This window comes from Thermoactinomyces sp. CICC 10522 (assembly GCF_016055075.1).
Taxonomy (GTDB): domain Bacteria; phylum Bacillota; class Bacilli; order Thermoactinomycetales; family Thermoactinomycetaceae; genus Thermoactinomyces_A; species Thermoactinomyces_A daqus.
On record NZ_JAECVY010000001.1, the window covers coordinates 364,768 to 381,879 of the forward strand.

Sequence of the window (17,112 nt, forward strand, 5' to 3'; positions counted from 1 at the left end):
TGAAAGCGCTGTCATACATCTGGGAGGAGTGGAGTGCTGTGAACTATGAACTGACGAGCGAACAAAAGATGATTCGCAACTTGATGCGTGATTTTGCCGAAGGAGAAGTTGCTCCCGGAGCGGATGAGCGGGATCGGACCAAGCGATTTCCAAAAGAGATATTCGAGAAAATGGGCGAATTGAAGCTGATGGGATTGCCCTTTCCGGAAGAATATGGCGGGGCCGGTGCGGATACGGTCAGCTTTGCGATTGCCGTGGAAGAACTGAGCCGGGTTTGCGCTTCGACTGGGATCACCTATTCCGCCCATATTTCTCTCGGTTGTGCCCCGCTCTACCTGTTTGGCACGGAGGAGCAGAAACAGAAATACCTGGTTCCGTTGTGTGAGGGGAAGACACTGGGGGCATTTGGTCTGACGGAGCCGAATGCCGGTTCGGATGCAGGCGGTACCAAAACACGTGCGGTGAAAGAAGGCAATGAATGGATTATTAACGGTTCCAAATGCTTTATCACCAATGCGAGTTACGCTGATTTCTTGGCCCTGACCGCAGTGACGGGAAACTCGCAAGGCAAAAGGGAAATCACTTCTTTTATCGTTTCAACGGACCAACCGGGATTCCGGGTGATTGATAATTATGAAAAATTGGGGCTTCACAGTTCCAATACCACGGAGCTGGTTCTGGAAAACGTACGGGTTCCCGATGAAAATCGCCTGGGCGAAATCGGCAGAGGGTTTAAACAGTTTTTGATCACGCTCGACGGAGGGCGAATCGGAATCGGGGCGATGGCTGTGGGAATCGCCCAAGGAGCCTATGAACTGGCTCTTCAATATGCCAAAGAACGGACTCAATTTGGCCAATCCATCTCCAAATTTCAGGCAGTTGCCCATAAATTGGCCGATATGCATATGAAAATCGAATTGGCGAGGACTTATGTGTATAAAGCCGCCTGGCTGAAGGATCAGGGGCGCAAATTTACCAAAGAAGCCTCGATGTGCAAACTGTTTGCTTCCGAGACGGCGATGTGGGTGACGACACAGGCGGTGCAGATTCTCGGCGGTTGGGGCTATATGCGCGATTATAAAGTGGAGCGCTTCTTCCGTGATGCCAAATTGACGGAAATCGGGGAAGGGACATCGGAGATACAGCGCAACATCATCGCGCGGGAGATCGGCTGTTAACAGGGAATAGCAAAAAATTTTCACAGAAAAAAGGGGGCGGCGGCGAGTGGCGGAATTGTTGGATCTCACAGTTGGCGGGCTGTTGGCTGAGCAGGTCCACAAATTCGGAGAAGAGGAGGCCGTGGTATATCCGGAAAAAAATCTTCGCTGGACCTACCGCAAGTTCCAAAATCAGGTAAACCGAACAGCCAAAGGGCTGATGAAACTCGGCCTGAAAAAAGGGCATCATCTTTCCATTTGGGCGACCAATCAACCGGAATGGCTGATCACACAATTTGCAACAGCGAAAATCGGCACGGTGATGATTACGGTCAATACGCATTACCGGGTACGTGAACTGGAGTATTTGTTAAGGCAATCAGATACGGAAACATTAATTTTGGAAGAACAGGTGCACGGGACGCGCTTTATCGACATGCTCTACCAGATTTGCCCCGAGCTGATCCACTCGCAACCGGGAAGATTGAAAGCGAAGCGGCTGCCGCATCTGAAAAATGTCATCCTGCTGGGTGACAAACGTTATCCGGGTACTTTCATCTGGCGGGACCTGATCGAGATGGGTGCGGAGCTGGATGATGAAGAACTGATGCGAAGAGAAGCATCGCTGTCCCCCGACGATGTGATCAATATGCAATATACCTCAGGCACAACCGGCTTTCCCAAAGGGGTGATGCTGACCCACCGGAATATCGTGAACAACGCCCGCAATATCGCTGAATGCATGAGGCTGACGCAGGCGGACCGCATGTGCATCCCTGTCCCCTTTTTCCATTGTTTCGGCTGTGTGTTGGGTACCCTTGCCTGTGTCAGTGTTGGCGCAACCATGATTCCCCTCGTTACCTTTGATGCCGGCAAGGTGCTGGAAACGGTGGAAAAAGAGCGATGCACTGCTCTTCACGGTGTTCCGACCATGTTTATCTCCGAATTGAATCACCCGCGCTTTTCCCGGACCGATTTCAGTACGCTTCGGACGGGAATCATGGCCGGGTCCAACTGTCCGATTGAAGTGATGCGGAAAGTGACCGAAGAGATGGGAATCCGGGAATTGACCATCGCCTACGGGCAGACAGAATCTTCTCCGGTGATCACGCAGACGAGAACCGATGATGCGCTGGAGATGCGGGTGACAACTGTTGGGAAGCCGCTGCCCCATGTTGAAGTGAAAATCGTTGATCCCCAAACGGGCGAGCTGCTCGGAGACGGACAGCAGGGGGAATTATGCACAAGGGGCTATCACGTGATGAAAGGGTATTACAAAATGCCGCGCGAGACAGAAGAGGTGATTGATGAAGAGGGCTGGCTGCATACGGGGGATCTGGCGATACGGACGGAAGAGGGCTACTATCGGATTACCGGACGGCTCAAGGATATGATCATCCGCGGCGGGGAAAATATCTACCCTCGGGAAATTGAGGAATTTTTGTACACGCACCCCAAAGTGCTGGATGTCCAGATCGTTGGCGTCCCCGATGAAAAATACGGAGAGATTCCCGTCGCTTTTGTTCGCAAAAAAGAAGGGACCGATTGTTCGGAAGAGGAGATCCGGCAATTTTGTACCGGCAAGATCGCCAAATACAAAATTCCCGAGCATGTGATTTTTGTCGATTCCTATCCGATGACGGCAAGCGGGAAAATTCAAAAATACAAATTACGGGAGCAGTTTATGATCAACCGTCAGGAAAGTTAGGCTGGCGCAGGCGAAACGGAAGCATGACGGTTACAAACCGATTTCCTTAAACGGAATCGGTTTGTTTTTTTGGAAGAGTCCTGTAAAATTTGGATAGAAAAATCTTAAGGAAATGGAGATCTTTCAGTCATGAAACCATTGCCGCCCATTTTGATGAATTTTCCGCACTCCTTTGAAACGGAAAGGCTTGTGATCCGATGCCCCTTGCCTGGTGACGGAGCGTTGGTATATGAAGCTGCCACCGAGACGTTGGAGTTGCTGAAACCATGGATGGATTGGGCACAGAAACCGCTGGATCAGGTGGAGATGGAAGCGAATATCCGCCAGGCTTACTGCCAGTTTCTCGAGCGGAGCGATCTTCGTTTCCATCTGTTTGAAAAAGGAAGCAATCTCTTTGTCGGCAGCAGCGGATTGCACAGAATCGATTGGAGAATCCGCAAGTTCGAGATTGGATATTGGTGCCGGAAAAAAATGATGGGAAAAGGGTATATCACGGAAGCGGTCCGGGGTTTAACCGTGTTTGCCTTTGAAATATTGAAGGCGAACCGGATTGAAATTCGTTGCGACCAGCGAAATGTGAGGAGTCGCAAAGTGGCTGAACGGCTGGGTTATACATTGGAAGGCGTGCTTCGCAATGACCAGTTGTCGGCTGATCTTCGTTTGCGAAACACCTGCATTTATTCCATGATTCCTGAAGATTTTCACAGCCTTTCATTACGTAAAAGCGACGGCGCAGCACTGTAGATGCTTGCGTCGTTTTGGGCTGCACGATATTCTTGAGTTAGGAAACTATTTCGAAAAAGGGGGAATATTCTGTCATGAGCAAATCATTCCAACTTCCCGAAGAGTTGCAAACTGATTTTTTCCCGATCTATGACATTGACTATTTGGAATATTACACCGGAAATGCCAAGCAGGCTGCTTACTTTTTCTGCCAAACTTATGGCTTTCGCCCGGTGGCGTACAGTGGCCTGGAAACCGGCAATCGGGAAAAAGTTTCGTATCTGCTTGAACAGGGGAACGTGCGCATCCTGGTCAGCGGATCATATCAGCCGGATCATGAGATTGCGCGGTTTGTGCAAAAACACGGGGATGGAGTAAAGGATATTGCCCTTCGCGTCGAGGATGCCGAAACCGCTTTCACCGAGGCGATCAAACGGGGAGCGATCGCCATCAGGAAGCCTTATGCCGAACAAGATGAACATGGAATCGTGAAGAAAGCGGTGATCGGAACATATGGGGACACGGTGCATACCCTGGTTGAGCGAAAAAACTACAACGGGCTGTTCGCACCGGGATTCGTGCCGGGAGAACTCAACCTGCCCGTTCGTTCCGTCGGCATTATCGGCGTCGATCATGTGGTCGGCAACGTGGAGAAGATGGAAGAATGGGTTTCGTATTATGAAAAGGTGATGGGCTTTAAACAATTGATCCATTTTGATGATGAAGATATCAGCACTGAATATTCGGCGCTCATGTCAAAAGTCATGCAAAATGGCACAGGCCGGATCAAGTTTCCGATCAACGAGCCGGCAGAGGGGAAACGAAAATCTCAGATCCAGGAGTTTCTGGACTTTTATCACGGTGCAGGAGTTCAGCATATTGCTCTCATCACCGAGGATATTGTCGCCACCGTGGAATCTCTGAAAGAAAATGGGGTCGAATTCCTTTACACACCGGATACGTATTATGAAACACTGCTTGACCGGGTGGGCGAAATTGATGAAAGCATCGAAGATTTAAAACGTCTGCACATTTTGGTGGACCGGGATGATGAAGGTTACTTGCTCCAGATCTTCACCAAACCGATCGTGGATCGGCCGACGCTGTTCTTCGAGATTATCCAGCGCAAAGGCGCGCGTGGCTTCGGTGATGGAAACTTTAAGGCTTTGTTTGAAGCGATCGAACGCGAACAGGCTCGCCGGGGAAACTTGTAAGACAGGTGAATCAGCGAAGCGGTTTTTTCGTCTGTCATATTTTTTGGGAGAATCGGTCATCCTAAACGGGAATTGACTTTGGATTCGAGGTGACGGACAGATGAAAAGCCGCTTTTTTTCTATCGGCGTTTGTTTGGTGTTGATATTCCCACTCCTGTTTGGCATGAGAGGGAAGATGTTTGCTGCCCCTGCGGCGGAAGGACAACGGCCGCAATACCGGATTGATGCGACGTATGTACCGCAAAAGGATGAAGTAAAGGCGCATATGGAGCTGATCCTGCCCGCACAGGGAACAAGAGCACAGACGGAAGCCTTTTTTCACCTTTATCCCAATGTGTTTCGCGACTGGAAATACGGTCGGGAAGCAAAACCGCAAAAACCGGGTTACATCGATATTTCCAATGTGCGCGTCGACGGCAAACCGGTAAAGGAAAAAATCAGCGGGATTATCATGCGGATTCCTTTGCCGACACCGCTGACGAAGGGAAAGAGTGCGCGGATCGAAATGGATTTTCTTTTGAATCTGCCCCGCGGAGGAACAAGGTTAAATACCTTTAAACAGACTGCTTTTCTGGCGCAGTGGTATCCGATGCTGTCGGTCAGGGATCAGGACGGTTGGCATACAGAGCCGTATACAACCGTCGGCGATCCTTTTTACACGCAAATGTCCGACTTTGAAGTCACGTTTCGTTTACCGCAAGGATATCAGGTGATCTCCACCGGGAATAATGCAGATGGGAAGGTTCGTTCCCCCATTACGGTAAAACAGGAGCGCGTACGCGATTTTGCGGCGGTTTTGACCAAAGATTACCGGGTGACGCGCGGGAAAATGGGAAACATCCAGGTGAATTTATGGTACCTCAAAGGGATGGAAAATGTGGTGAAACCGCTGCATGAGGCGGCTGTTTCGGGGATGAAATTTTACGGAGAGCGGTTTGGCCCCTATCCCTATGATGAGGTCGACATCGTTCTCGGGGAGACGGGGTTTGGCATTGCCGGCATGGAGTATCCCGGTCTGGTGACATCGATTCCGACAGTGCCGGCAGAGTCGGGACAGGTGCCGGCTGTCAATGTGGTCGTGCATGAGTTGGCCCACCAATGGTGGTATGGCGTTGTCGGCAACAACCAGGTAAAAGAACCCTGGCTGGACGAAGGATTGACCACTTTTTCGGAATTCCTCTACATGCAAAAGAAAATGAAAGAGGATGAGCGGGGACTGTTAAAAAAAGCTGCCAAACGGACGGATGAAATTCACCGCGTCGTCGGGGTAACCTCGGTGGAGAGATTATATGACTATCCTGACGCCGTCTACGGCATGATGGTTTATATTCGTCCGGCGGCGATGATGTTTCAGCTGATGGACGAGATCGGCGAGAAAAAGGTGATGGATATTCTGCACACCTATTATGAACGATATCGTTTTAAAGTGGCGACCACCCGGGATTTTATCCGTGTTGCCAACGAGGTGGCCGGAAAAGATCTCACTCCCTTTTTCGATGAATGGCTGTATTTCAAGCATAAATAAGCGTCCGATGTTCAATCGCGGGGAAACTCGCAGCGACCTTTTCGACAGACCCGTCGGACTCTTGTTTTTCGGGCCGGAATCATTTCCGGCTTTTTTTAAATCCAGGCGTAAACTTGGTCGATCAGATCCGGATCGATCGATACGTTGCCGGCTCCGCTTACATTGACGCCTCCGTCTCCGATCGTTGACGCACCGCCAAGGGTTTTTGATCTGTTCTCAGGAGCGAGTTGAAGGGAGTTGCCCACCTGAATCCGGGCGGTGGTAAACATATTGCTGATTTTGCAGTTGAAAATATTGTTGACGGACATCTTCATCCCTCCTTCGGATGCCATTTTATTCAGCGGCGGGCGAAGATGTTATAATAAGAGGGCCGAGAACAGGAGGAGAGAGCTTTAGCCATGGTGGAATCATCATCTTACATACCAGGATGGCAAATATCCAAACGACTTCAGACCCTGGCCGAGTTTGTTCCCGACCGGATCCGCGTGGCGGACATTGGCGGCGACCACGCTTTTCTGTTGCTCCATCTGGCGAAACAAAAGCGGCTGAAAAAGGGCATCGTCGGGGAAATCAACCGGGGACCCTTTGAAAATGCCAAAAATCGTGTTCGGCTTATGGGGTATGAGGAAGTGATCGAGGTTCGTCTCGGAGACGGCCTGTCGGTCCTGGAGGAAGGGGAAGTGGATGCGGTCGTGATTGCCGGCATGGGCGGTTCACTCATCGCGAACATTCTCGAAGAGGGAAAAGAAAAGCTGACCCGTGTCCGTCGTTTGATCTTGCAACCGAATATCGGGGCGTACCGGGTTCGGGAGTGGCTGCGGCAAAACCACTTCCGCATTGTCGCCGAGACGATTGTGGAAGAGGCCGGAATTTTGTATGAGATCATCGTCGCCGAACCGGGGGAAGAGGATGCTTATGGCAGGAGCGGTCTGCCTTCTTCCCTGCTGCTGGAGATCGGACCGGTATTGTGGAGAGAAAAGCATCCGTTGTTGCATCGGAAGGTTGCAGAAGAGCTTGCAGCCAAAGAAAAGGTGTATCAGCAGTTGGCAAAAGGAAAGTCGGAGGAAGCAGTCATCCGCAGGAAAAAACTCGCGGACGAACTGGAACAATGGAGGAAGGTGTTCACATGTCTATCCGGGGAGTCGAATTGATCAAAGCGATGAATCATTATGCACCACCGCGCCTGGCCGTGGATAACGACCGGATCGGGCTGCAGGTGGGTGATCCGGAAGCAGAGGTCAAAGGAGTGCTGGTTACGCTCGATGTAAATGAAGAGGTTGTCGATGAAGCGATTCAGAGAAATGCGAATTGGATCATCGCCCATCATGCCGTCATCTTCCATCCCCTTAAAGCCGTACGCACGGATCAACCCGCCGGACGAATGTTTGCCAAATTGCTTAAACATGACATCAATGTTTATGTGGCCCATACGAATCTGGATGCCGCCGACGAAGGGGTAAATGTTGTTTTGGCAGAAAAGTTGGGCCTTCAGCATCTTCGCGTGCTCATTTCCTACCGTGAGGAAAAACTGAAAAAGCTGGTTGTCACCGTTCCGGTTTCCCATCATGAACAGGTGCTCGACGCCGTGTGTGCGGCCGGCGCCGGATGGATCGGCAAATACAGCCATTGCACGTTTAATGTGGAAGGAACCGGTACATTCATGCCCCGCGAAGGAACTTCCCCCTTTATCGGGCAACAGGGTGAGTTGGAAAAAGTGCAAGAAATTCGCCTGGAGACGATTTTGCCGGATCATCTGCAGGAACAAGTGATTCAGGCCATGCTGGCTGCCCATCCCTATGAGGAGGTTGCCTACGATCTCTATCCATTGGAACTGAAAGGGAAAAAGCTGGGATTCGGGCGAATCGGCCAACTGCCGGAACAAACAACACTGCTTGATTTTGCGCGGACGGTGAAACAGTCCTATCAACTGGACGGTTTAAAAGCGGTGGGTGAGTGGTCCAATCCTGTCCGTCGGGTGGCGATTCTCGGCGGTTCAGGGGGACGGTATATTCACGAAGCGAAACAGGCGGGCGCCGATGTGTACATCACGGGAGACATCGATTATCACACAGCGCAGGAGGCAGAGGCCATCGGGCTGAATCTGCTGGATGTCGGCCATCATGTTGAGCATCATGTTGTCGACCGGGTCCGCCATATCCTGCAACGGCAACTGGGCGAGGCCGTTTCGGTTTTTGCTTCCCGCGTCAACACCAATCCCTTCCGCTTTATCGGGGGATAGCATTTCCGCTTATTACCAGTTGCGCTTGATTTCTCGCTTTGTTAAAATATGTAGATGCACAGGAGAAAAGTAAACAAGGCAATCGCCGGTGGTGTACCGCAAGGTCCCACGGGAGGAAAGTCCGAGCTCCACAGGGCAGGGTGCCGGCTAACGGCCGGTGGGGGCGACCCTAAGGCTAGTGCCACAGAAATGTAGACCGCCGATGGAGGCTGTTTGCCTCACAGGCAAGGATGCAACGGTGCGGTAAGAGCGCACCAGCAGCATGGAGACATGCTGGCTAGGTAAACCCCACCCGGAGCAAGACCTGATAGGAGATCAGCACATGATGTGCAACTGTGGCCCGCAGTGATCTCGGGTTGGTCGCATGAGTCGTGCAGCAATGTACGACCTAGACAGATGATTGCCACTCCAATGGGTGGAAGACGAGCAAGCCGTCGACCGGACCACCCGGAGAACAGAACTCGGCTTATTGTTTGCTTTTCTCATCGCTTGTTCGGAGCAAAAAGACGCTTGTGCGTCATCCGTGACTGCTGGCATTGGCTGAATGTCGGCAGTCTTTTTTTATGTCCGGATTTCGCATAGATTGGGGCGAAAGAAGCAAAACTAACCCTAAATATGTTAAAAAAGGTTGAAGTGAGATGAATCCGGATTTTACTTCGTATGATGCGTATATTGAGAGATATAAAATGTTTTATAACGAAGAAGGGGACAATCGCCCGCCGATCATGGACGAGCCTGAATTCAACAAAACCTTTCGTTTGCTCGCGGAAAGCTATGATACTTACCAAAACTTGATTGAGATGGGACATATGGATCAGGCTGCCACCTATTATGCCAATGTGATCAACACTCTTGAAAACCGCCTGGCCATTGCCGATGCCTCCGACAATTTTCGCAGGCAGGTGATCGATCGGGAAGAAATGTAGACCATGCGCGATTTGCCATGGTCTGTTTTTTATGGCCTGGATGGGAATGTGAGGTGCGATCATGTTCGCCGAAAGATTTTTGATGATTGGTAAAACCCGCGATATGGCGGTCGGCTCGGGAGTGTGTGTCGGAGTTGATGGGGATTTCTGGCGTGCATGGGATATCAAAAAAGGCCGTTGACGAAGAAAGGTCAACAGCCTTGTTTCCCAGAGATTGCGCATCCAATATGCGATAGAGTTGATAAATTTCCTGAATCAGCCGTTTCTTTGCCATCAAGGAGACCGATTTGTCAAAAATGAGGTTTTGCGTCATCTGTTCCAGTGTTTGCAAAGCGGATTGGTCCTGTTTCAGCAGGACACAGTTTAACAGGTGGTCGGCCTGGCGGGCGAGCAATGGTCGGTCTGTCGATTCGACCATTGTTTGATAAAGATCAAATGCGGTCAAATGAGTTTTGATCGCTTGGTAAACCCGGTACCGGCGACCGGGATCATAGATCAAGATTTCGCCGATTAACCCCCGGGATGTGGACATCACCGTCCAATGCTTATCCCGTTCTTCAAAATCGGCATTTTGAACCACGAATCCTTTTGTCTGCAAGTGGTCAAAACCGGCGTAGGCCCAGTCTGCCTGATCTTTTTCCTTTACGGACAGGCGCAGGGAGAGAAGGGCGGTTCGCTTTCCTTTCAGGTAGGGAGTAAGATGAACCGTCTCTTTGACCCATTTTTCAGACGGGGTGGCATTCAGCGGTTTTTTCCAAACGAGGCAGTCATCAATCCACAGCTGTTTTTGGATGGAGATCGGCTTGCCGGAGGCCGGATAAGTGCTCATATGCCAAAAGGTGAGTTCATATGAAGGCGAAGGTGGAAGATAGATCCGCTGAACCCACTGTACATTGTTCTCGTTCCGGTTTTTCATGCCGGTGGGAACGAAGAGATTGGCATATCCCATTCCTGAGGGAGCAATATTCTCATTGTCTTCTGCCGTAAATTCCTTTTGCAACAGATACGTGACCACACCTTGAATTTGTCTCAGTTTCAGGCGGTGAAGCGCCAGTTTTAAAGCCCCCTCCACATAAGAAACGGACGGACTAGCAGGGGTGGCTGACAACTTGCTTGTATAGAGCATGAGAATAAACGGCAATCCAACCTTCCGGGTTCGTGCCTGCATCGTGTCAATCTGGTCAACCAGGCGGTCGATTTTTTGCGTGTTGCGAAACTGGTCGTCGCGAAAGCTCATTACCACACCGTCAAAGTAAGGGCGGTAGGCTTTCAGCAAGCCATCGGTGATATACGGATAGTAGATTTGCGGCAGAAACTGAAAAGAGGGATTTTCCTTTTTTCCCGCATCTTTGATCGCTTTGAGGACGGCCGGTGTGAAAAAAGAAAGATTTTCGCTGAAATCGTCCATCACAATTCCCTGCAAATTGGGATAACGCAGCGATAAACGGGCGACTGCACGCGCCCAGGCCACGTAATCTTTCCCGTACGGTTCCGGTGAGTGAATGGCCGTTTCGGAAGGAGGGACAAGATAGACCCAGACACGGATTCCCGCTTTTTGCGCTGCAGGAAGAAATTCATTGCGCAAATCGTCCCAGTCGGAAGGTTGATGCCAAACTAAGTAAAAATACGTGTTCACCTTTAAATCTTTGAGATGATGGATCATTTGCGGGGTGTCCACGTGGAAGAGCCCGTCCGCCCGCGGTTTTTTCTCCCTGATTTCAGCCCCGTAATCGCCGTATAACGGTTTTTGCCATAGCGTCCCGGCGGCCGGGTTGCCTGTGGAGTCCGGAAGCAAGGATTGCCCCAACAGCACAAACAGCATCAGTGAAGCAAAAAATGCTTTCATCGCATCGGGCTCCTCAAATGCTTTTAAGGATAGTTTGAAAAACGATCCGCAGAAATATGTAAAGGGACTGGTTAAAAAGAGGGTTATAAAAAGGATGAAAAGAGCAGAACTTATAAAAAGGCCAGACCATAAGGGGGATGAAAATGCACTTATTGAAAGAATTAACCGAAGCGAGAGCCGTTTCCGGGTACGAGCACGAAGTTCGTGCCATCATGGAACGCGAAATGAAAAAGCATCATGTTCATATCATGACAGACGGCCTTGGCGGGATATTTGCCGAGATTCAGGGAACCAGCAGCAAACCCCGCATCATGGTGGCAGCCCATCTGGATGAGGTTGGCTTTATGGTTTCTGAAATTACCAAATCGGGCTACCTTCGCTTTACGCCGTTGGGAGGCTGGTGGAGCCAGGTGCTGCTTTCGCAACGCGTGCAAATCATGACTGAAAATCGCGTGTTTACAGGCGTGATCGGCTCCAAACCACCGCACGTTTTAACAGCGGAAGAGCGCAATAGGGTGTATCCGATGAAAGAAATGTTTATTGACGTCGGTGCCCACAGCGATGAGCAGGTAAAGGAGTGGGGCATCCGGGTCGGTGATCCCGTTGTGCCGCTCTGCCCGTTTGAGATCATGCCTGACAATGATACGATTTTGGCCAAAGCGCTGGATAACCGGACCGGCTGCTGGCTGGCTCTGCAAATGGTGGAACGGCTGAAAATGGAGTCACATCCCAATACCGTGATTGCCGGGGCAACCGTTCAGGAGGAAGTGGGACTCAGAGGAGCGACGACGGCTCCGCGCCTGGTGAAACCGGATCTGGCTTTTGCCGTTGATGTGGGAATTGCCGAAGACCAACCGGGAGTGGAAACAGAAAATAAACCGAAAATGGGGAAAGGCCCGCTGATCACCTTTTTGGATGCGACAATGGTTCCCAATATTCGTCTGCGCAATTATGTCGTCGAAGTGGCCGAGAAAAACAATATTCCTTATCAGATTGAGATCATGACAGGAGGCGGAACCGATGCCGGCCAGTTCCACCTGTATGGAAAAGGAACGCCTTCGCTGGTGATTGGAGTTGCGGCAAGGTATATTCACAGCCATGTCTCCATGGTAAGCAAAACCGATCTGGAAAATGCAGCCCGCCTCCTGCATGAAGCGGTGAAAGGGCTTGACGAGCAGAAAGTGGCAGAAATCACGCAGTATCTATAGGGCGGTTTCTTATAACCGTCCTGATTCCTTTGTCAGGACAGGGGAGTTCCGGAAACAACGTTCTCATATTCTCGCAGGATTCGTGCATCTTTTGCTCAAGGTTAAAGTATGATATTCTTAAAGTGTTTGCACGTAAAGGGAAAAACGGGGTTATACAATGGAACAAACGCTATTCATAATGCTGCAGGAGTATGGGTATATAGCCATCTTTCTTTTCCTGGTACTGGGAATTGTGGGAATCCCTTTACCGGATGAGATCTTAATGACCTTTCTCGGGTATTTGACATCGATCGGAAAATTAAATCTGTATATGACTTATTTGAGCGCTTTGATCGGTTCGGCGTCCGGGATCACGATCAGCTACCTGCTGGGCCGGCAATTGGGTTACCCGTTCTTGAAAAAGTACGGACGCAAAATCTTTATTACCCGTCGCCGTCTGCGCATTACTCAGGTTCTTTTTCGCAAGTACGGAAACTGGCTTTTGTTTGCCGGGTATTTCATTCCCGGGGTTCGTCATGTAACTGCTTATCTTGCCGGGATATCGCGCCTTTCATTTTCCCGTTTTTCGCTGTTTGCCTACGCGGGAGCAGTCATCTGGTGCGCCACTTTTATCGGATTGGGACATGTCCTTGGCTCCAATTGGGAGACAGGATTTGAGGTGATGCACAAATATGGTGCCCGTATTCTTCTTGTAGCGTTGCCCGTCATCCTGATTTTTCTGGGGTGGTTTCTGTGGAACCAGAGCCAGAACAGCAACGGATTGGATACCAAATAGACCGGGCGATCGCAGTTTGCCATCATCGCACAAGAGGTGATGGTTTTTTATCATGGGAAGAGGAGCTGGAAGAATTGCCGAGAGTGAAGATTGAACTGGCAGATCAATCTTATGAATTCGAGGTTTATGACGGGGCCAATTTATTGTTGGAGGCGGCCTCCAGGTCGATTCCTCTGCCGTTCCAATGCACGACGGGACGCTGTGGAACCTGCAGGGTCCATGTGCAGGAGGGAATGGAGAATCTAAGCGATTATACCGATTCAGAGCTTTATCGGCTGGGGGATGAAGAGCTGGTTCAAGGAGGCCGGTTAGCCTGTCAATTGTTTGTTTACGGGGACGTTCGAATCTCAGTCAATTCGGAAAAGAGTGAATGAGTTTGATTAAGCGAATTCATTTGGGCAGCGAAGAGCAGGTCAGACAAATTTTACAGGTGCAGCAGGCGGCATACCGGGTGGAGGCCAAAATGATCGGCTGTGAAGAGTTACCGCCGTTAAAGGATACAAAAGATTCAATCAAGCAATCAGGGGAAACGTTCCTCGGGTTTTTTGCAGGAGAGGAATTGGCCGGTTTTTTGGCTTTTAAGCGGACGGGTGATTTTATCCGCATTTGCCGTCTCGCCGTTTCCCCCTCCCATTTTCGCCGCGGGGTGGCGTCTGCGTTGTTAAAAAAAGTATTGCAGGAAGACGGGGTGAAGGAGTGGGGAGTGACGACAGGGAAAGCCAATCTGCCGGCGATCCGCTGTTATGAGAAACACGGGTTTGTCCGGGTGGCCGAACGATTGACCCCGGAGGGGATTGTATTGATATATCTTAGAAAACAATTGACGAAAAGTGAAAAAAAGGGATAGAATAAAAACGATACATTTAGTATTTTGGTTAATTTCATATTCATATGGCCACTAGGGGTGCACATTGTGCTGAGAGGAACGGAAGGGGTTCCAACCCTTTGAACTTGAACTGGTTAATACCAGCGAAAGGAAGTGGGGAAATTCGTGTATTCGTTGTTTTTTGGATAAATACCGGTATCCCCATGCGGATGCCGGTTTTTTTGTTAAAAGAGGAGATGGATGATGGAATTGCACGTGATTTCGGACCGGACGCAATCGCCGGCTGATCTGGTCAGGATATGGCCGTCTCTTTGTCCGTGGGTGGATGCTTTTCATCTGCGGCTGAAGGACCGGTCCGCCGACAGCGTTCGGGCGATAGCGAATCATTTGTTGCAGCAAACGGATCTCCCGCCCTCTTCCATTGTAATCAACACCCATATTGATGTTGCCCTTCAGTTAAACTGTGGCGGTGTTCACCTGCCTGAAAAGGAAGAGATTTCTCCGCGTACTTTATGCAGGTTGCAACGGGTGATGCGGGTGGGGCGTTCCGTTCACTCTCTGGAAGGGGCGAAACGGGCTGAAACAGAGGGATTGGATTATATCTTCGTCGGGCATATCTTTACGAGCAACTCCAAGCCTGGACTTCCTCCGCTTGGCACAGAGCACCTTGAGGAGATCGTCAGCCGGGTGAACATTCCGGTGATCGCGGTTGGCGGGATCGGGATGGACAACCTTTCCCGGATCAGAAAGGCCGGTTGTGCCGGGGTTGCTGTCATTACCGCAGTTTCGCAAGCACCAGCCCCGGAGAAAGTGGCAGAAGAGATGAAAAGAAGGTGGAATTTTGCATCGTGACGTTTTGGTAATCGGCGGTGGGGTGATCGGTTGTTCAATCGCTTACCATCTGGCTAAAAAAGGATGTACGGTAACCGTGCTGGAGCGCGACAGGATTGGTGCACAGGCATCGTCTGCGGCTGCCGGGATGCTTGGGGCCCAGGCGGAAATGGATCGCCCCGGACCGATGGTTGATGCCGGATTGAAGAGCCGGGCGATGTTTCTACGGTTGGCTGAAGCCTTGCTGGATGAAACCGGATTGGATATCGAATTAAACAGGACCGGTTTATTGAAATTAGCCTTTGATGAAGCGGAAGCCGAAAGGTTGAAGAAACGGGGCGAGTGGCAGCGGCAAGCCGGGCAGACAGCCAGATGGCTCTCTGTAACAGAATGTTTTGAATTGGAGTCCGGTCTGAGTGATCGGATTGTCGGCGCGCTGCATCTTCCCGATGATTACCAAGTATCGGCCCCGAGGCTGACACAGGCGTTTGCCAGAGCGGCTGGCCGTCTTGGCGTCAAGTTTGCCGAAGGGTGCCGTGTCGATTCATTTCAGAGGGAAGGAAGGCGTGTGATCGGCGTTTCGACCAGTCTCGGACTCCAAAGTGCCGATGTGGTGATTCTGGCGACAGGGGCATGGACCGAATGGGTGGCCAAAGGGATGGATATTTCCCTACCCATGGTTCCGGTGAAAGGTGAGTCCCTTGCACTGCAATCTCCGCACCTGGTTTTGAAACACACCCTGTTTGGCGAAGAAGGTTATCTGGTGCCGAAAGCCAACGGGGAAATCATTGTCGGGGCGACGGAAAAAAAAGGGAGATTCGATTGCCAGGTGCAGGCGGAAGCGATCCGTTCACTCCTCGAATGGGCCCTCAAGGCCGTTCCTGCTTTGGAACATGCCAATCTCACGCGGTTCTGGTCCGGCATTCGTCCGGGAAGTTACGACGGTCTGCCCTATATCGGGCGATGGGAGGAATACGATAACCTGTATATCGCCAGTGGTCACTACCGCAATGGAATTTTGCTCAGCCCGCTCACCGGAGAATGGATGGCGCGGATGGTTTTCGGTGAAACAGCGGAAGAGTGGTTGCCGTTTTCACCGATGCGTCTGTTGAAGACGGACGAAGGGGGGAGAAGATGAAAACCATTCAATTAAATGGCCAGCCCTATGAAGTGGAAAAACATATCGATACAATTGGCGACCTGCTAGAGCACTTTCATCTGGGAGAGCGGATTGTGATTGTGGAACATAACCGTCGGGTCTTGTCCAAAGAGGATCACAAGGCAACTCCGCTCAGGGCAGGCGACGTAGTCGAGATCGTTCATTTTGTCGGAGGAGGTTAATAGCATGCTGAAAATCGGGAGATATCAATTTCAATCCCGTTTGTTTTTGGGAACCGGAAAATTTTCTTCACTCGAAGTACAACGAGAGGCGGTGGAAGCCTCTGAAGCAGATGTATTGACGTTTGCCATCCGCCGCCTGGATGTTTTTAATCCGGATCAGCCCAACTTTTTGGAGAAACTCGATCTGAAGCGTTTTACCCTTTTACCCAACACGGCCGGGGCGACGACAGCGGAAGAGGCTGTGCGGATCGCCCGTCTCGCCAAAGCTTCCAACCTGTGTGACATGATTAAGGTCGAGGTGATTGCTGATCCGAAAACGTTGCTTCCCGACCCGATCGCCACACTGGAAGCTACCCGCATCCTGGTCGAAGAGGGGTTCACCGTTTTGCCGTATACTTCCGATGACCCGGTGATCGCCCGCAAATTGTGGGAAGCGGGTGCCCATGCCATTATGCCGGGAGGTGCGCCCATCGGTTCGGGACAAGGTTTGCTCAACCCGATGTACCTCCGTTATATTATTGAAGAATCGCCGGTTCCGGTGATTATCGATGCGGGGATCGGTTCTCCGGCTGATGTTGTGCAGGCGATGGAATTGGGAGCGGATGGTGTGCTGCTGAATACCGCCGTCTCGCAAGCGGATGACCCGGTGAAAATGGCCGAAGCGATGAAATGGGCGGTAAAAGCAGGAAGATTGGGCTTTGAAGCTGGGCGGATTCCCAAACGGACGACAGCCAGTGCCAGCAGTCCGCAAACCGGCTTGGTAAAATAACAAAAATCCCCTTAAGGGTAAAGG

General features: G+C 50.9%; 18 protein-coding genes, 1 other RNA gene and 1 riboswitch. Of the genes, 17 read left to right on the plus strand and 2 right to left on the minus strand.

Annotated features, from left to right (window positions below; translation table 11 throughout):
• Positions 1 to 38: 38 nt before the first annotated feature.
• The 5 genes from I8U18_RS01880 to I8U18_RS01900 all read left to right on the plus strand — a co-directional run bounded on the left by I8U18_RS01880 (position 39) and on the right by I8U18_RS01900 (position 6,327).
• Positions 39 to 1,178 (plus strand): acyl-CoA dehydrogenase, encoded by a 1,140-nt coding sequence (locus tag I8U18_RS01880; RefSeq protein WP_033101717.1) that lies wholly within the window; start codon positions 39 to 41, stop codon positions 1,176 to 1,178.
• Between the two features lie 55 nt (positions 1,179 to 1,233).
• On the plus strand, positions 1,234 to 2,865 hold the full coding sequence (locus tag I8U18_RS01885; protein WP_198055357.1) for an AMP-binding protein: 1,632 nt from the start codon (positions 1,234 to 1,236) through the stop codon (positions 2,863 to 2,865).
• A gap of 138 nt (positions 2,866 to 3,003) precedes the next feature.
• Entirely contained in the window at positions 3,004 to 3,609 is a 606-nt protein-coding gene (locus I8U18_RS01890) for a GNAT family N-acetyltransferase (RefSeq protein ID WP_198055358.1), read from the plus strand.
• A gap of 74 nt (positions 3,610 to 3,683) precedes the next feature.
• The gene (gene hppD / locus I8U18_RS01895) at positions 3,684 to 4,802 is read left to right on the plus strand and encodes a 4-hydroxyphenylpyruvate dioxygenase (RefSeq protein WP_198059171.1); all 1,119 of its coding nucleotides are present in this window, start codon (positions 3,684 to 3,686) and stop codon (positions 4,800 to 4,802) included.
• Positions 4,803 to 4,902: 100 nt separating this feature from the next.
• Positions 4,903 to 6,327 carry a M1 family metallopeptidase gene (locus I8U18_RS01900; RefSeq protein WP_198055317.1) on the plus strand — a complete coding sequence of 475 codons (1,425 nt, stop codon included), beginning with the start codon at positions 4,903 to 4,905 and terminating at the stop codon, positions 6,325 to 6,327.
• 95 nt (positions 6,328 to 6,422) lie between these two features.
• On the opposite strand, the gene I8U18_RS01905 is transcribed toward I8U18_RS01900, so the two are convergent.
• On the minus strand, positions 6,423 to 6,635 hold the full coding sequence (locus tag I8U18_RS01905) for a spore germination protein (protein ID WP_033101715.1): 213 nt from the start codon (positions 6,633 to 6,635) through the stop codon (positions 6,423 to 6,425).
• Positions 6,636 to 6,725: 90 nt separating this feature from the next.
• On the opposite strand from I8U18_RS01905, the gene I8U18_RS01910 reads away from it, so the two are divergent.
• The 4 genes from I8U18_RS01910 (at position 6,726) to I8U18_RS01925 (ending at position 9,492) form a co-directional block, all read left to right on the plus strand.
• Positions 6,726 to 7,478: a tRNA (adenine(22)-N(1))-methyltransferase gene (locus I8U18_RS01910; RefSeq protein ID WP_198059170.1), complete on the plus strand. Its 753-nt coding sequence runs from the start codon at positions 6,726 to 6,728 to the stop codon at positions 7,476 to 7,478.
• On the plus strand, positions 7,454 to 8,566 hold the full coding sequence (locus tag I8U18_RS01915) for a Nif3-like dinuclear metal center hexameric protein (protein WP_198059169.1): 1,113 nt from the start codon (positions 7,454 to 7,456) through the stop codon (positions 8,564 to 8,566). Before I8U18_RS01910 ends, I8U18_RS01915 begins: the two co-directional genes overlap by 25 nt.
• A gap of 66 nt (positions 8,567 to 8,632) precedes the next feature.
• Positions 8,633 to 9,050, plus strand: an RNA gene (gene rnpB / locus I8U18_RS01920) — RNase P RNA component class A.
• Between the two features lie 154 nt (positions 9,051 to 9,204).
• A complete protein-coding gene (locus I8U18_RS01925; RefSeq protein WP_152568590.1) occupies positions 9,205 to 9,492 on the plus strand; it encodes a hypothetical protein in 288 nt (95 codons plus the stop codon).
• Here the strand turns inward: I8U18_RS01925 and I8U18_RS01930 are convergent.
• Positions 9,410 to 11,338: a hypothetical protein gene (locus tag I8U18_RS01930; RefSeq protein WP_198059168.1), complete on the minus strand. Its 1,929-nt coding sequence runs from the start codon at positions 11,336 to 11,338 to the stop codon at positions 9,410 to 9,412. The genes I8U18_RS01925 and I8U18_RS01930 overlap by 83 nt on opposite strands.
• Before the next feature lie 143 nt (positions 11,339 to 11,481).
• Here I8U18_RS01930 and I8U18_RS01935 point away from each other — a divergent pair, with 143 nt between their 5' ends.
• From I8U18_RS01935 to I8U18_RS01970, 8 genes are all read left to right on the plus strand, one after another.
• Positions 11,482 to 12,546, plus strand: coding sequence for a M42 family metallopeptidase (locus I8U18_RS01935; RefSeq protein WP_033101711.1), 1,065 nt, complete (start codon positions 11,482 to 11,484; stop codon positions 12,544 to 12,546).
• Positions 12,547 to 12,703: 157 nt separating this feature from the next.
• A complete protein-coding gene (locus I8U18_RS01940) occupies positions 12,704 to 13,321 on the plus strand; it encodes a DedA family protein (RefSeq protein WP_198055320.1) in 618 nt (205 codons plus the stop codon).
• Positions 13,279 to 13,695, plus strand: coding sequence for a 2Fe-2S iron-sulfur cluster-binding protein (locus tag I8U18_RS17665; RefSeq protein WP_160173884.1), 417 nt, complete (start codon positions 13,279 to 13,281; stop codon positions 13,693 to 13,695). The genes I8U18_RS01940 and I8U18_RS17665 overlap by 43 nt, the downstream gene beginning before the upstream one ends.
• A complete protein-coding gene (locus I8U18_RS01950; RefSeq protein ID WP_232330937.1) occupies positions 13,692 to 14,168 on the plus strand; it encodes a GNAT family N-acetyltransferase in 477 nt (158 codons plus the stop codon). The genes I8U18_RS17665 and I8U18_RS01950 overlap by 4 nt, the downstream gene beginning before the upstream one ends.
• 43 nt (positions 14,169 to 14,211) lie before the next feature.
• Positions 14,212 to 14,316: riboswitch (TPP riboswitch) on the plus strand.
• A 74-nt stretch (positions 14,317 to 14,390) separates the two neighbouring features.
• Positions 14,391 to 14,999 carry a thiamine phosphate synthase gene (locus I8U18_RS01955; RefSeq protein WP_052154344.1) on the plus strand — a complete coding sequence of 203 codons (609 nt, stop codon included), beginning with the start codon at positions 14,391 to 14,393 and terminating at the stop codon, positions 14,997 to 14,999.
• Complete coding sequence (gene thiO, locus I8U18_RS01960) at positions 14,989 to 16,116, plus strand: glycine oxidase ThiO (protein WP_033101707.1); 1,128 nt, start codon at positions 14,989 to 14,991, stop codon at positions 16,114 to 16,116. The genes I8U18_RS01955 and thiO overlap by 11 nt, the downstream gene beginning before the upstream one ends.
• Positions 16,113 to 16,319 carry a sulfur carrier protein ThiS gene (thiS, locus tag I8U18_RS01965; RefSeq protein WP_033101706.1) on the plus strand — a complete coding sequence of 69 codons (207 nt, stop codon included), beginning with the start codon at positions 16,113 to 16,115 and terminating at the stop codon, positions 16,317 to 16,319. Before thiO ends, thiS begins: the two co-directional genes overlap by 4 nt.
• A gap of 4 nt (positions 16,320 to 16,323) precedes the next feature.
• On the plus strand, positions 16,324 to 17,088 hold the full coding sequence (locus tag I8U18_RS01970; protein ID WP_033101705.1) for a thiazole synthase: 765 nt from the start codon (positions 16,324 to 16,326) through the stop codon (positions 17,086 to 17,088).
• Positions 17,089 to 17,112 lie beyond the last annotated feature (24 nt).